Source organism: Mycobacterium sp. pR1184, assembly GCF_041287235.1.
Classification (GTDB): Bacteria; Actinomycetota; Actinomycetes; order Mycobacteriales; family Mycobacteriaceae; genus Mycobacterium.
In genome coordinates this window covers 169,793-183,445 of record NZ_JBGGKR010000010.1, presented here as the reverse complement: position 1 = coordinate 183,445, position 13,653 = coordinate 169,793, and the positions used below count along the sequence as shown (strand labels likewise).

General features: G+C 66.1%; 14 protein-coding genes and 1 tRNA gene. 11 read left to right on the top strand and 4 right to left on the bottom strand.

From position 1 onward, the window contains the following. Window positions 1–60 precede the first annotated feature (60 nt). Window positions 61–963 carry a LysR family transcriptional regulator gene (locus ACAG21_RS18825; RefSeq protein ID WP_370497766.1) on the top strand — a complete coding sequence of 301 codons (903 nt, stop codon included), beginning with the start codon at window positions 61–63 and terminating at the stop codon, window positions 961–963. Here ACAG21_RS18825 and ACAG21_RS18820 read toward each other — a convergent pair whose 3' ends face one another. Next, entirely contained in the window at window positions 964–1,548 is a 585-nt protein-coding gene (locus ACAG21_RS18820; RefSeq protein WP_370497765.1) for a TIGR03086 family metal-binding protein, read from the bottom strand. 23 nt (window positions 1,549–1,571) lie between these two features. On the opposite strand from ACAG21_RS18820, the gene ACAG21_RS18815 reads away from it, so the two are divergent. From ACAG21_RS18815 to ACAG21_RS18800, 4 genes are all read left to right on the top strand, one after another. Next, window positions 1,572–2,396: a crotonase/enoyl-CoA hydratase family protein gene (locus tag ACAG21_RS18815; protein WP_370497764.1), complete on the top strand. Its 825-nt coding sequence runs from the start codon at window positions 1,572–1,574 to the stop codon at window positions 2,394–2,396. Window positions 2,397–2,430: 34 nt separating this feature from the next. After that, window positions 2,431–3,666, top strand: coding sequence for a lipase LipE (lipE, locus tag ACAG21_RS18810; protein WP_370497832.1), 1,236 nt, complete (start codon window positions 2,431–2,433; stop codon window positions 3,664–3,666). Between the two features lie 28 nt (window positions 3,667–3,694). Continuing rightward, the gene (locus ACAG21_RS18805; protein WP_370497763.1) at window positions 3,695–3,883 is read left to right on the top strand and encodes a hypothetical protein; all 189 of its coding nucleotides are present in this window, start codon (window positions 3,695–3,697) and stop codon (window positions 3,881–3,883) included. Between the two features lie 70 nt (window positions 3,884–3,953). Next, window positions 3,954–5,003, top strand: coding sequence for a hypothetical protein (locus tag ACAG21_RS18800; protein ID WP_370497762.1), 1,050 nt, complete (start codon window positions 3,954–3,956; stop codon window positions 5,001–5,003). Window positions 5,004–5,009: 6 nt separating this feature from the next. On the opposite strand, the gene ACAG21_RS18795 is transcribed toward ACAG21_RS18800, so the two are convergent. Further along, a tRNA-Ser gene (locus ACAG21_RS18795) sits at window positions 5,010–5,096 on the bottom strand. 36 nt (window positions 5,097–5,132) lie between these two features. On the opposite strand from ACAG21_RS18795, the gene ACAG21_RS18790 reads away from it, so the two are divergent. Next, the gene (locus tag ACAG21_RS18790) at window positions 5,133–6,101 is read left to right on the top strand and encodes an NAD(P)H-quinone oxidoreductase (RefSeq protein WP_370497761.1); all 969 of its coding nucleotides are present in this window, start codon (window positions 5,133–5,135) and stop codon (window positions 6,099–6,101) included. Between the two features lie 113 nt (window positions 6,102–6,214). Here ACAG21_RS18790 and ACAG21_RS18785 read toward each other — a convergent pair whose 3' ends face one another. Continuing rightward, window positions 6,215–7,411 carry a cysteine desulfurase-like protein gene (locus tag ACAG21_RS18785; RefSeq protein WP_370497760.1) on the bottom strand — a complete coding sequence of 399 codons (1,197 nt, stop codon included), beginning with the start codon at window positions 7,409–7,411 and terminating at the stop codon, window positions 6,215–6,217. A gap of 117 nt (window positions 7,412–7,528) precedes the next feature. On the opposite strand from ACAG21_RS18785, the gene ACAG21_RS18780 reads away from it, so the two are divergent. The 5 genes from ACAG21_RS18780 to ACAG21_RS18760 are packed head-to-tail and all read left to right on the top strand — an operon-like array spanning window position 7,529 to window position 12,655. After that, window positions 7,529–9,502 (top strand): DUF6541 family protein, encoded by a 1,974-nt coding sequence (locus ACAG21_RS18780; protein WP_370497759.1) that lies wholly within the window; start codon window positions 7,529–7,531, stop codon window positions 9,500–9,502. A 12-nt stretch (window positions 9,503–9,514) separates the two neighbouring features. Then, window positions 9,515–10,060: a bacterial proteasome activator family protein gene (locus ACAG21_RS18775; RefSeq protein ID WP_370497758.1), complete on the top strand. Its 546-nt coding sequence runs from the start codon at window positions 9,515–9,517 to the stop codon at window positions 10,058–10,060. Between the two features lie 12 nt (window positions 10,061–10,072). After that, on the top strand, window positions 10,073–10,921 hold the full coding sequence (locus tag ACAG21_RS18770) for an ABC transporter ATP-binding protein (RefSeq protein ID WP_370497757.1): 849 nt from the start codon (window positions 10,073–10,075) through the stop codon (window positions 10,919–10,921). Beyond that, window positions 10,914–11,828 (top strand): glycosyltransferase, encoded by a 915-nt coding sequence (locus ACAG21_RS18765; RefSeq protein WP_370497756.1) that lies wholly within the window; start codon window positions 10,914–10,916, stop codon window positions 11,826–11,828. Before ACAG21_RS18770 ends, ACAG21_RS18765 begins: the two co-directional genes overlap by 8 nt. Continuing rightward, entirely contained in the window at window positions 11,825–12,655 is an 831-nt protein-coding gene (locus tag ACAG21_RS18760) for an ABC transporter permease (protein ID WP_342930850.1), read from the top strand. Before ACAG21_RS18765 ends, ACAG21_RS18760 begins: the two co-directional genes overlap by 4 nt. Here ACAG21_RS18760 and ACAG21_RS18755 read toward each other — a convergent pair. Next, window positions 12,652–13,374: a C39 family peptidase gene (locus tag ACAG21_RS18755; protein WP_370497755.1), complete on the bottom strand. Its 723-nt coding sequence runs from the start codon at window positions 13,372–13,374 to the stop codon at window positions 12,652–12,654. The two genes, ACAG21_RS18760 and ACAG21_RS18755, sit on opposite strands and share 4 nt — an antisense overlap. Window positions 13,375–13,653: the final 279 nt, after the last annotated feature.

Sequence of the window (13,653 nt, the reverse complement as noted above, 5' to 3'; positions counted from 1 at the left end):
GTTGCTAAAAGCCTCTGGCAACTGCTGCTATTTGTGAAATGAATCGTTAACATGACCATCATGCGCACTACGCATATCGATCAGGTGGATCTGAATCTGCTGCCGCCATTGGTGGCCCTGCTGGAGGAGCAACACGTCTCGCGTGCGGCCGACCGGGTCCGGTTAAGCCAGCCGGCGATGAGCCGCGCCCTGCAGCGGCTGCGCCGCCACTTCGGCGACGAGCTGCTGGTGCGGGGGCCGGATGGCTACTCGCTGACCCCACGCGCCGAGCGTCTCCGCGACCAACTCACCACGGCCGTAACACATTTGGAGCAGCTTTTTGCGACGGAGGCGTTCGACCCGGCCACGGCTGCCCAATCGTTTCGCCTCGCCGTCAGCGACTACACCGTCGCCACGTTCGGACCCGAGCTGGTGCGAACGGTGCTGGCCGAATCACCCAATTCGACGGTGAGTTGCGAAGTTCTGGACGAGCACGCGTTCGACAAGCTGGACGCGGGGACGATAGATCTGGCGATCTATGGCCGGGCGGCACCCGAAAGGTATTGCAGTCAAAAACTTTTCAGTGATCGCTTCGTCTGCGTCGTCGCTGCCGAGCATCCGCTGGCCGACCAGGCAACGGTTTCGCTGTCAACATATCTACGGTGGCCGCACTTGACCATCGACATCGGCCAGCCCTGGATCGACCGGGCGCTCGAGCCGCTCGGGGTCACCCGTCGCGTGGCCGTCAGCGTGCCCTACTTCGCGCTGGCGCCAAGCATCTTGCCGGGCACTGACCTGGTGTTGACCCTTCCGGAGCGGGTCGCTCGCAAGAACGCCGACCCCGCGCACACCCGAATCCTCGCGGCGCCTCGCGAGTTGATCGAGCTCGAGTTCTACGCGGTATGGCACCCGCGCTTCGATCAGGACCCGTCGCACAGCTGGCTGCGAGACAGGGTCCGCTCCGCGTCCGAATCGACCGCGTGACTATCTGGCCGGGTCGCGCCCGGTGAACGCGACAAGCTTCTCCAAAGCCCCGGCATCGGCGGGCACGTCGACCGGGTCGTCGAACCCGGCCGTACCACGGAATTCCGGCCTGATCGTCTGGTGCGCCAGGTCCAGCACGTACTCGGTCAATGGCTGAGGGGCCTCGAGTTCGTGGCCCACTGCGGTGGCGTAATCCCAAGCGTGGACTAGGAATTCGATCGAGAAGATGCCACACGCGGACTTGGCCGGCATCTCGCTCTTACCGAACGGCACCGTGCCGTCCAGGCCGTGTCGGTGCCACGCGTCCAACGCCGGGCGAGCGGCAAGGATGATCTGTCGTTCCACCGAGTCGCTAGGTTGGCGCTCCGGAATTTCCGCGCCGACCATCCCGCCGATGCCGGCGATCGATTTCAGCAGATGTTCGGTCAGCTGGTTCACGTCGAACTCCGTGCACGGCGTCTGCTTGGACAGGTCGTCGGTGGCGATGGGATGCAGCACGCGCTGCAAGATCCCTAACGTGTCCTCGGCGCTGTGCAACTCGTCCGTGGGCCGGGAATGGGGACCAGGTCGCAAATCACGAGACATAATTCCCACGCTACGGTCTCGATATGGGCGATACATACGAATCCGTCACCGTCGAGATCAAGGATCACGTCGCGCAGGTGACGCTGATCGGCCCCGGTAAGGGCAACGCGATGGGCCCCGCCTTCTGGGCGGAGATGCCGGACGTGTTCGGGACGCTGGACGCCGACCGAGACGTGCGCGCCATCGTCATCACCGGATCGGGCAAGAACTTCAGCTACGGCCTGGACCTGCCCGCGATGGGCGGAACGTTCGCGCCGTTGCTGGCCGAAGGGGCGCTGGCCCGCCCCCGCACGGATTTTCACACCGAGCTGCGCCGCATGCAGGGTGCGATCACCGCGATCGCCGACTGCCGCACCCCGACCATCGCCTCGATGCACGGCTGGTGCATCGGCGGTGGCGTCGACCTGATCTCGGCGGTGGACATCCGTTACGCCAGCGCCGACGCCAAGTTCTCGGTGCGCGAAGTCAAACTCGCGATCGTCGCCGACGTCGGCAGCCTGGCCCGGCTGCCGCTGATCCTCAACGACGGCCATCTGCGCGAGCTGGCGCTCACGGGCAAGGACATCGACGCCGCCCGGGCCGAAAAGATCGGCCTGGTCAACGACGTCTACGCCGACGCTGAGGCCGCGCTGGCCGCCGCCCACGCCACTGCCGCCGAGATCGCCGCCAACCCGCCGCTGGCCGTCTACGGTGTCAAGGACGTGCTCGACCAGCAACGCACCGCGGCGGTCTCGGAAAGCCTGCGCTATGTCGCCGCCTGGAATTCGGCCTTCCTGCCGTCCAAAGACCTCACCGAGGGCATCCAGGCGACGTTCGCCAAGCGTCCGCCGCAGTTCACCGGGGAGTAGTCGGGCGCCACGTACCCTCGCGGGAGTGGCAACGATGACTGCAGACGGCAAGATCCGTGTCCCGGCCGACCTGGACTTGGTCACCGCACTCGGTGACGAGGACCACTCGGAGATCGACAGCGCCGCCGTCGAACGAATCTGGCAGGCCGCCCGCCACTGGTATCAGGCGGGCATGCACCCGGCGATCCAGTTGTGCATCCGCCACCGTGGTCGCGTGGTGCTCAACCGCGCCATCGGGCACGGCTGGGGCAACGCGCCGACCGACTCCCCCGACGCCGAGAAGGTCCCTGTCACGACGGACACCCCGTTCTGCGTGTACTCGGCGGCCAAGGCCATCGCCGCGACCGTGGTGCATCAGCTGGTCGAGCGAGGCGTCTTTTCCCTTGACGACCGGGTGTGCGAGTACATGCCCACTTTCACCAGCCACGGCAAGGACCGCATCACGATCCGGCACGTGCTGACCCACAGCGCCGGTCTGCCGTTTCCGACCGGGCCGCTGCCGGACCTTCGACGGACCGACGATCACGAGTACGTGCAGGAAATGCTGAGCAATCTGCGACCGCTGTATCGGCCGGGGTTGATCCATATGTATCACGCGCTGACCTGGGGTCCATTGATCCGCGAGATCGTCTACACGGCCGCCGGCAAGGACATCCGCGAAATCCTGGCCGCCGAAATCCTTGACCCGCTTGGGTTTCGGTGGACCAACTTCGGTGTCGCCAAGCAAGACCTCGATCTGGTCGCCCCAAGCCATGCCACCGGTCGGCCCTTACCTCCGGTGATCGCGCAGATATTCCGCAAGGCTATCGGCGGCACGGTGCACGAGATGATTCCGGTGACGAACCAGCCCTTCTTCTTGACCACCGTGATCCCGTCGTCCAATACCGTCTCGACCGCCAACGAGATGTCGCGGTTCGCCGAAATCTGGCGCCGCTATGGAGAACTCGATGGTGTGCGGGTACTGCAGGCCGAGACATTGCGGGGCGCGGTCACCGAATCACGGCGGCTACGGCCGGATTTCGCGGTGGGCCTGATGCCGGCCCGCTGGGGTACCGGTTTCATTCTCGGCACCAACCGATGGGGTCCGTTCGGGCGCAATGCGCCCGAAGCGTTCGGCAGCCTGGGCTTGAGCAACATCGCGATTTGGGCCGACCCTCAGCGCAGCCTGGCAGCCGGTCTGATCAGCAGCGGCAAACCCGGGCGCGATCCGGAACTGCGCCGCTACACGACGCTGATGAACACCGTCGCCGCTGAGATTCCGGCCGATTGAGCATGCCGGCAGTGGGAACACTGCGTTAATGGCCAACTATCGAGTGCTGAACCCGCAGGGAGAGGTCGTCGCGACCAAGGACATCGCCAGCGCCGAGGACGCGCACGCCTGGTTCGTCGACAACAAGGCCGACAACACCGAACTGGGCTGGCGCATGGAAGTCGAGCACGACGGCGAGTGGTCGTTCTTCGACGACACCGAGGGTGGCGGCAGCTAGACCGTGTCTTGCGGGTCCGCCTGCCGGGAAAATGGTCTTTACGTGCAAGCCTTTCGAGCGACAATGATGCATGGATTCGGACCGGTTCCGCGAGCTGCTCGGCGCGCCCGGGCCATTCGCGTCGGTCTACTTCGAGGATTCGGATGACGACGACGACCCCTGCCCGCGGCTCGAGCTGACGTGGCTCGCGCTGCGCAAAGAGCTTGAGCGGCAAGGTGCGGACGAATCGATCACCGCCGCAATCGAACACGCCGTGAGAAGACTGCGCCTGCCGATCGGCCGCGGTGGGCGCGCGGTGGTGGCCACCGCCCGCGGGGTCGTCCTCAATGAACACCTACTGCGGCCAACTTCTGGGCCGATCGTCCGAGTTTCCGAATTGCCGTATATCGTCCCCATTCTCGAGTTCGGCGTCGCGCATTCGGATTACCTACTGGTGGTGGCCGACCGAACCGGCGCGTTCATCACCAGCCACGTCGATGCCACGCGGATCTCCGAAGCCGTCGACGCCGACGCGCTGCCGGGTCAGCGACTGCACACCGTCGCGAACCGAATCGGAGAACTCGTACACGACACGTCGTTCGGCGAGTTGTTCCTGGTTGGCGATCAGGAATCGCGGTCGAATCTGCTGGCGGCGCTGCCGGAACCGATCCGCAAACAGATGACGACACTGCCGATCGCGGACCGGCGCGGTGGCTTTGACTTCGAGGAGATTCAACGCGCCATCGACACCACACTGCTGGGACAACGGCAGGGCACCATGGACACCGTCGCAGCGCGCTTCACCGACGAAATGGGCCGGCAATCCGGCCTGGCCACCGACGGGCTCGGTGCGGTCTGCACTGCCCTGAGCCAGGGCTTGGTCGACACCCTGATCATCGCCAACGTCGACGACGCCACCGTGGTCGCCGACGAAAGCACGACAACGGTCGCTGCCACCGCCGCCGGCCTGCCCCCGCATAGCGCCTCGACCGCCAAGACGGTGCGGGCCGACGAGGCACTGCCGCTGTTGGCGATTTCGGCGGGCGCGTCGGTGGTGAGCACCGACGAACGAATCTCCCCGGCCGACGGCATCGGCGCGATTCTTCGCTGCGCGCCCACGCCCGAGCGGCCGCGCCGCTGAACACTGCGGTGGCGGAGGGATTTGAACCCCCGGACGGTTTTAGCCGTCTCTCGCTTTCAAGGCGAGTGCATTAGGCCGCTCTGCCACGCCACCGCTGACAAGGGTAACGGGGCTAGTACCGTGGCCCGCATGCGCGCCATCGTCGCCGAATCTTCCGACCGACTCGTCTGGCAAGAGGTCCCCGATGCCTCCGCCGGGCCTGGTGAGGTGCTGATCAAGGTCACCGCGGCCGGAGTCAACCGCGCCGACGTGCTGCAGGCCGCCGGCAAGTATCCGCCGCCGCCTGGAGCCAGCGAGATCATCGGCATGGAGGTATCCGGCGTCATTGCAGAACTGGGTTCCGGTGTGACGGAATGGTCTGTCGGACAAGAGGTTTGCGCGTTGCTGGCGGGCGGTGGTTACGCCGAGTACGTCGCGGTTCCCGCGCCGCAGGTGCTGCCGATTCCGGACGGCGTCACGCGCGACGATGCCGCGGGGTTGCCCGAGGTGGCCTGCACGGTGTGGTCGAACCTGGTGCTCACCGCGCATCTGCACGAGGGCCAGTTGCTGCTGATGCATGGCGGGGCCAGCGGGATCGGCACGCACGCGATTCAGGTCGCGCGGGCGTTGGGCGCCCGGGTGGCGGTCACCGCCGGTTCGGCGGCCAAGCTGGATACCTGCCGCGAGCTGGGCGCCGAGATCACCATCAACTACCGCGACGAGGACTTCGTCGCACGGCTGCAAGAATGCGGCGGCGCCGATGTGATCTTCGACATCATGGGTGCCTCCTACCTGGACCGCAATCTCGACGCGCTGGCCACCGACGGGCAGCTCGTCATCATCGGCATGCAGGGCGGCATCAAGGGTGAACTCAACATCGGCAAGCTGCTGCCCAAGCGGGCCAGCGTCATCGGCACCACGCTGCGCGGCCGGCCGGTGAGTGGCCCGCACAGCAAGGGCGAGATCGTCGCAGCCGTGACCGAGTCGGTGTGGCCGATGATCGCCGACGGCCGGGTGCGCCCGATCATCGGCGCTCGCATGCCGATTCAGCAAGCCGGCGATGCCCATCAGAAGCTGGTCTCGAGCGAGGTGCACGGGAAGATCGTGCTGACGGTCTAGCTGTCGAGTGTGCGCTGAGGGTTTTCAGTGTGCGGCCAGGGCCGGAATTCGCGGCGTGTTGCCGCCGTGACCGCACACTCGACGCAAAAGCCGACGGCGGGCGGGCCGCCGGGCTAACCCAGCGATGCGAGCGCGCGGACCAGCTGATCGACCTCGGCCATCGTCGAGTAGTGTGCCAGCCCGACCGTCACAGCGCCGCCAACCTCGTTGGCGCCCAACGCATCCAGCACGCGTGAGCTCTCGTTGGAGACGGCCAGAATTCCGTTGTCCGCCAAGCGCTGCACGACCCGTTCGGCGGGCACGCCCTGCAAGGCGAAGCTGACGAGCGGGATCCGCACCTCCGGGCGACCGATCAGCATCATCAACGGCAACGACCGCAACGAGACCATCAGGTAGTCGAAGATCCGGTTGAGATACGCGGTGGCGGATTGCATCGACACCGACAGCCGCTCGCGCCGGCTACCGCGAGCCGATTCATCCAGTGCCGCAAGGTATTCGATGCTGGCGACCACGCCGGCCAACAGTCCGAACTGATGCGCGCCCACCTCGAGTCGCGCCGGGCCGGTGGCGTTGGGATCGGTGGAGACCGAGCTGAACGAGTTGATCAGCGCCGGATCCCGGAACACGATCGCGCCGATCGGCGGCCCGCCCCAGGCCGTCGCGTTGACCGCCACCACGTCGACTTCGGTCTCTTTGACGTCGAGCAGTCGGTAGGGCGCGGCCGCGGAGTGGTCGACGATCACCAGCCCGCCGACGTCGTGCACCAGCTTGGTCATCGCCCGAAGATCGGTGACCGTGCCCAGCGTTCCCGATGCCGAGGTGACCGCGACCAGTCGCGTGGACTTCCCGATCAGCCCCTCCCACTGCCACGTCGGTAGCTCGCCCGTCTCGATGTCGACCTCGGCCCACTTCACCTTGGCGCCATAGCGGTGCGCCGCCCGCAACCACGGGGCGATGTTCGCCTCGTCGTCCAGGCGGCTGACGACCACCTCGTAGCCCAGGCCCGCCCGCGAGGAGGACGCCTCGGCCAGCGACGACAGCAGGATCGCGCGATCGGCGCCCAGCACGATGCCCGCCGGGTCGGCGTTGAACAGATCCGCCACCGCCGCGCGCGCCGCCTCCAGCACGGCGCCGCTGCGCTGCGCCGACGGGTGCGCCCCCACGCTGGTGGCACTGGAGCGGCGGAAGGCGGTTGAGACAGTGGTCGCAACGGAATCGGGTATCAGCATCCCGGTCGGCGCGTCGAAGTGCACCCATCCGTCACCCAGTGACGGATGCAGTCCGCGCACCCGGGCGACGTCGTAAGCCATGCAGCCACCTTAGAGCTTCCGCGCTAGAGCGAAATTGTGACGATAGCGGGTGCCACAGACCTCAGAGCCAGCCGGTGGCTGCCCGAGCCAGGTCACCCGGCCAGCCATACTAGTCCAGTGGGGCTCTGGATCGGAACGCTGATCGCACTGTTTCTGCTGATCGCCCCGGGGACAATCGTTGCGCGTATCGCCCAGCTAACGTGGCCAATCGCGGTCGCAGTTGGCCCGGCGCTGACCTACGGTGTCGTCGCGCTGGCGATCATCCCTTACGGGGCGCTCGGAATCCCTTGGAACGGTTGGACCGCGCTCGCGGCGCTGGCTGTCGTGTGTGTGGCGGCGACGGGTTTGCAGTTGCTGCTGGCCCGCTACCGCGACACCGCCGCCGAGGCGCGGGGGATCGCCGGGTGGCCGGCGATGGTGGTCGGCACCGGGGTGGCGCTGGGCACGCTGCTGATCATGTGGGCGGCCTACCGCGGGCTGGCCGCCCACTGGCAGACCGTCCCGAGTACCTGGGACGCGGTGTGGCATGCCAACGAAGTGCGCTTCATCCTCGACACCGGCCAGGCGTCGTCCACCCATATGGGCGAACTGCGCAACGTCGAGACCCATCAGGCGCTGTACTACCCATCGGTGTTCCACGCTCTGACCGCGGTGTTCTGCCAGCTCACCGGTGCGGCCCCGACGACCGGCTACACCCTGAACTCGGTCGCGGCCTCGATCTGGCTGTTTCCGAGCAGCGCGGCGATGCTGACCTGGCATCTGCTGCGCCCGACGATGACGCCGGGCCGCACGGCCACGATCGCGGCCACCGCGGCCGCGCTGTCGGCGTCGTTCACCTCGGTGCCCTACGTCGAGTTCGGCGTGGCCGCGATGCCCAACTTGGCGGCTTACGGCGTCGCGATCCCGACCTTCCTGCTGATCACCTCGACGCTGCGGCATCGCGATCGCATCCCAATGGCGGTGCTGGCGCTGGTCGGCGTGCTGTCGGTACACCTGACCGGCGGATTCATCGTCATCCTGTTCCTGCTGGGCTGGTGGCTGCTGGACGTGCTGTGGCATCCGGTGCGGGGGCGGCTCCCCGATGCCGCGATCCTGGCCGCGGTGGCGGTGCCGACCGGGGTCATTCTGGCCCCGCAGTTCATCGGGGTGCTCAAACAGGCCGACATCATCGCCGGGCACGCCTTCCCCAGCTTCAAGAGCGCCAAGCAGGGAGTCATCGACGCGCTACTGCTGCACACCCGCCACCTCAACGACTTTCCGATCCAGTACGGCCTGGTCGTGCTGATGTATCTCGGCATGGCGTATCTGCTGTACAAGCGGATCTGGTGGCCGGTGGCGGTCTGGGTGGTGCTGACGGTGGCGACCGTCTATTCGGGGGCCCCGTTTCACAACGCGGCCGGCGCCGCGATCGAGGAGTTCAGCCAGTTCTTCTACAACGACCCGCGCCGCCTCACCTCGGTGGTGACGATGCTGGTGACGCCGATGGCAGCCATCGCGTTGTTCGGCGCGGTTGCGCTCACGGTCGCGATCGCCAAACGAATCACCGACCGGTTCAAGGTGTTGCCCGCACCGTTGTGGGTGTCGACCGCCGCGGTCCTGCTGGTGCTGACGACCGTGTTCAGCGCGCGGCACTACTTCTATCGACACCTGGTGCTGTTCGGCGACAAATACGACTCGGTGATGATCGACCAGCGCGACCTGATGGCGATGGCGTATTTGTCCCGGCTGCCCGGCGCGCACGACACCCTGATCGCCAATGCGAACACCGACGGCACCGCGTGGATGTACGCGGTGGCCGATTTACATCCGCTATGGACCCATTACGACTTCCCGCAGCAGACCGGGCCGGGACCGCAGCGCTACGTCATCTGGGCTTACGCCAACCGCGGCGATTCCGATCCGAAGGTCGTCGAGGCGGTCAAGGCGCTGAATATCCGCTACATCTACACCAGTCAACCGACGGTTCGCGGGTTCGCCGTCCCCGACGGACTAGTGTCGCTGGAAAAATCGAAGTCGTGGGCGCTGATCTACGACAACGGTGGGGCCAGAATTTACGAATGGCGCGGAAATGCCACACCGCCCCGCCCATAGACATACAAGAGGATGGTGACCGGATTGACGAACGGCAACGACGGCCCAGACGCCGACGGCGTCGAGATCATCGGCGGTGTTGATCCGCGAATCATGGCGCTTCGCGATGCCGGCGGCGACGACGACGATTCCGACGAGCGTTCCCTGACCGATCTTGTCGAGCAGCCCGCCAAGGTGATGCGCATCGGCACGATGATCAAGCAACTGCTCGAAGAGGTGCGGGCGGCTCCGCTCGACGAGGCCAGCCGCAAGCGGCTGCGCGACATCCATGCCACCAGCATCCGGGAGCTGGAAGACGGTCTCGCGCCCGAACTCCGCGAGGAACTCGATCGCCTCACCCTGCCGTTCGCTGAGGATTCCGAGCCGTCGGACGCCGAGCTGCGCATCGCGCAGGCCCAGCTGGTCGGTTGGCTCGAGGGGCTGTTCCACGGGATCCAGACCGCACTGTTCGCCCAGCAGATGGCCGCCCGCGCGCAGCTCGAGCAGATGCGGCAGGGGGCGCTGCCCCCGGGAATCGGGCGCCACGGTCCGGGCTCGGGCACCGGGCAGTACCTATAAGAGCAGGCGTCAGTGTCAGGTCCTCGCGGTCCGCATATCGAGACCAGTAACGCGTGGGTGGAGTTCCCCATCTTCGACGCGAAGTCGCGATCGCTGAAGAAGGCCTTCCTCGGCAAGGCCGGCGGCGCGATCGGTCGCAACACCTCCAACGTCGTCGTCGTCGAAGCGTTGCGCGACATCACCATGTCACTGGAGCTGGGCGACCGCGTCGGCCTGGTCGGTCACAACGGAGCCGGCAAATCGACTCTGCTGCGCCTACTTTCGGGCATCTATGAACCCACTCGGGGCTGGGCGCGGGTCACCGGTCGGGTCGCGCCGGTGTTCGACCTCGGCGTCGGGATGGACCCGGAGATCTCCGGCTACGAGAACATCATCATCCGCGGACTGTTTCTGGGGCAAACCCGAAAGCAGATGCTGGCCAAGGTCGACGAGATCGCCGAGTTCACCGAGCTCGGGGATTACCTGTCGATGCCGCTGCGCACGTATTCCACCGGGATGCGGGTCCGGCTGGCGATGGGCGTGGTCACCAGTATCGACCCCGAGATCCTGCTGCTCGACGAGGGCATCGGCGCCGTCGACGCCGACTTCCTGAAGAAAGCGCAGTCGCGATTGCAGGGCCTGGTGGAACGATCCGGAATCCTGGTTTTCGCAAGCCATTCCAACGAATTCTTGGCCAGGCTGTGCAAGACCGCGATGTGGATCGACCACGGCGTCATCCGCCAAACCGGCGGCATCGAAGACGTGGTGCGCGCCTACGAGGGTGAGGACGCCGCACGCCACGTCCGCGAGGTGCTGGAAGAGACCCGGCTGCAGATCCACACCGAAAAGCCGTTGGCGCAAAGCGCTTCCGGAGATGAGTGAATCCATCGTCGCCGTCGTGGTCACCCACCGGCGCGCGCAGGAACTCGCCAGGTCGCTGGAGATGCTCAGCTCGCAGTCCCGGTTGCCCGACCACCTGATCGTCGTCGACAACGACGGTGGTGCGGATAGCCGGATCCGCGATCTTGTGTCCGCCCAACCGATCCCGACGACTTACCTCGCCTCACGCCGAAACCTGGGCGGCGCAGGCGGTTTCGCGCTGGGCATGCTGCATGCGTTGGCACAAGGCGCCGACTGGGTGTGGCTGGCCGACGACGACGGGCGCCCCCAGGACTCGCAGGTGCTGGCCACACTATTGGCCTGCGCCCATAAGCACGGCCTGGCCGAGGTGTCGCCGATGGTGTGCAACGCCGACGACCCGGAGCGGCTGGCGTTCCCGTTGCGCCGCGGCCTGGTATGGCGCAGACGCGCAAGCGAATTGCGTACCGAAGCGGGACAGGACCTGCTGCCGGGGATCGCGTCGCTGTTCAACGGTGCGTTGTTCCGCGCGTCCACCCTGGACGCGGTCGGCGTCCCGGACATGCGGCTGTTCATCCGCGGCGACGAGGTGGAACTGCACCGTCGGCTGGTGCGGTCCGGTCTGGCGTTCGGAACCTGCCTGGACACCATCTATCTGCACCCCTGCGGATCCGACGAGTTCCGGCCGATCCTGGGCGGGCGCATGCACACCCAGTACCCCGACAACCCGATGAAGCGGTTCTACACCTACCGCAACCGCGGCTACCTGATGGCGCAGCCCGGTCTGCGCAAGCTGCTGCTGCAGGAATGGCTGCGTTTCGGCTGGTTCTTCCTGATATCCCGGCGCGATCCCAAGGGGCTGCTGGAGTGGATTCGGTTGCGCCGCTTGGGACGTCGTGAGCAGTTCAGCAGGCCTGGAGGAACCCCGTGACATTCATCGACGCCGCCGCACAGTCGCGGACCTTTACCCGAGCCAGAAACGACCTGGTCGACGGATTTCGCCGTCGTGAGCTGTGGCTGCACCTGGGCTGGCAGGACATCAAGCAGCGTTACCGGCGCTCGGTGCTGGGCCCGTTCTGGATCACGATCGCCACCGGGACGACGGCCGTCGCGATGGGCGGGCTGTATTCGAAGCTGTTCCACCTCGAACTGGCCAAGCATCTGCCGTATGTGACTCTGGGCCTGATCATTTGGAACCTGATCAACGCCGCCATCCTGGAAGGCGCCGACGTGTTCGTCGCCAACGAGGGTCTGATCAAGCAGTTGCCGACGCCGTTGAGCGTGCACGTCTACCGGCTGGTGTGGCGACAGATGATCCTGTTCGGCCACAACATCGTCATCTATGTCGTCGTCGCGATGATCTATCCCAAACCGTGGTCGTGGGCCGACCTGTCGGTGATTCCGGCGCTGGCGCTGATCGTGCTCAATTGCATCTGGGTGTCGCTGTGCTTCGGCATCCTGGCGACGCGCTACCGCGATATCGGTCCGCTGCTGTTTTCGATCGTGCAGCTGCTGTTCTTCATGACCCCGATCATCTGGAACGACGACACCTTGCGACAGCAGGGCGCGGGCAGCTGGGCCAAGATCGTCGAACTCAACCCGCTGCTGCACTATCTCGACATCGTGCGGGCGCCGTTGCTGGGCGCCCACCAGGAGATGCGGCACTGGGCGGTGGTGCTGGTGCTGACCGTCGTCGGCTGGCTGCTGGCGGCGTTCGCGATGCGGCAATACCGCGCCCGGGTGCCGTACTGGGTCTAGTGGGCGGCGTCGGTGACGATCATCTCGTCATCGCTGGTGGCCCAGGCCTTGGTGAAGAGGTCAAGGGACACCGTCTCGTTCGCGCCATCATCGGCACCGCTGTCGTTCATGTGCACCTGGGAGTTGACGACGTCGATCCCGGTGACCACGACCGCGTGGTCGGAGGTGGGCTGGCCGTTGCGGTCCTTGGCATCCACCGGCTGGCCCCAGATCATCTCGCCGTTCACCTCGACGATCACCTTGCGACCGCTGGCCAGGTACTGCTTGAGGGCGGCCATGCCGCTGGCCAGACCCGTCGTGGGCGCGTCGCTGGTGTTGGTCAACTTGGCGGTGACGCCGTAGTGCGCCAGCAGTAATGGAAGGTCTTCCGGGCTGGTGCCCTGGCCGCTGTTCGGGTCGTTGGTGTTCTTCGGCACGGTGTAGATCGACCCCGGGTGGCTCTGGCTCGGCAGCTTCTGGGCCAGCGCGATGATCTCCTGCTCCGAGACCGGATGGCCGGTCACCTCGCCGATCACGTCGGCGGTGGCCATCAACGCGCAGTCGTCGTAGGTCTGCGGCTTCCAGAACGCGGCGGCCGCGATCGGGTCGCCGTACATCCCGCCGGTGCTGACGTCGTCGGCGTGCGCCAACCCCGTCGCGAAGGCGAGGCTCGCAAAGATGGCGAGGATCGCGAGACCGGCGGTCCGAATGGCCTTTCCGGCCAGCTTGGCGGTGGTCATGATGGGCTCCTTTGCTCATCTGCGCCTGGCGATTGAGGTGCGTGAGGAAAGGCTCGGTCGTCGCCCTCTATGAATCCTTGGAACAGGGCGGCGCCAAGGATTCGTTGAGAATCCGCCAAGACCCGCGCCAGACCCTGTGCTGACAGGAAAAGCCCTGGAAAACAGCCGATTTGGCGGGGGCCGGGGCACCGAGAAAGGTCTGGAATGCACTCGAATCGACAGTGCGGTGCCGGCGTCTATCCTTGCGGCAAACGTGGGAGAAACTCGACGCTGGAACCC

Coding starts and splice junctions, on each gene's coding strand:
- ACAG21_RS18825 (WP_370497766.1), top strand. CDS start 61: ATGCGCACTACGCATATCGATCAGGTGGATCTGAATCTGCTGCCGCCA.
- ACAG21_RS18820 (WP_370497765.1), bottom strand. CDS start 1,548: ATGTCTCGTGATTTGCGACCTGGTCCCCATTCCCGGCCCACGGACGAG.
- ACAG21_RS18815 (WP_370497764.1), top strand. CDS start 1,572: ATGGGCGATACATACGAATCCGTCACCGTCGAGATCAAGGATCACGTC.
- lipE (WP_370497832.1), top strand. CDS start 2,431: ATGACTGCAGACGGCAAGATCCGTGTCCCGGCCGACCTGGACTTGGTC.
- ACAG21_RS18805 (WP_370497763.1), top strand. CDS start 3,695: ATGGCCAACTATCGAGTGCTGAACCCGCAGGGAGAGGTCGTCGCGACC.
- ACAG21_RS18800 (WP_370497762.1), top strand. CDS start 3,954: ATGGATTCGGACCGGTTCCGCGAGCTGCTCGGCGCGCCCGGGCCATTC.
- ACAG21_RS18790 (WP_370497761.1), top strand. CDS start 5,133: ATGCGCGCCATCGTCGCCGAATCTTCCGACCGACTCGTCTGGCAAGAG.
- ACAG21_RS18785 (WP_370497760.1), bottom strand. CDS start 7,411: ATGGCTTACGACGTCGCCCGGGTGCGCGGACTGCATCCGTCACTGGGT.
- ACAG21_RS18775 (WP_370497758.1), top strand. CDS start 9,515: ATGGTGACCGGATTGACGAACGGCAACGACGGCCCAGACGCCGACGGC.
- ACAG21_RS18765 (WP_370497756.1), top strand. CDS start 10,914: ATGAGTGAATCCATCGTCGCCGTCGTGGTCACCCACCGGCGCGCGCAG.
- ACAG21_RS18755 (WP_370497755.1), bottom strand. CDS start 13,374: ATGACCACCGCCAAGCTGGCCGGAAAGGCCATTCGGACCGCCGGTCTC.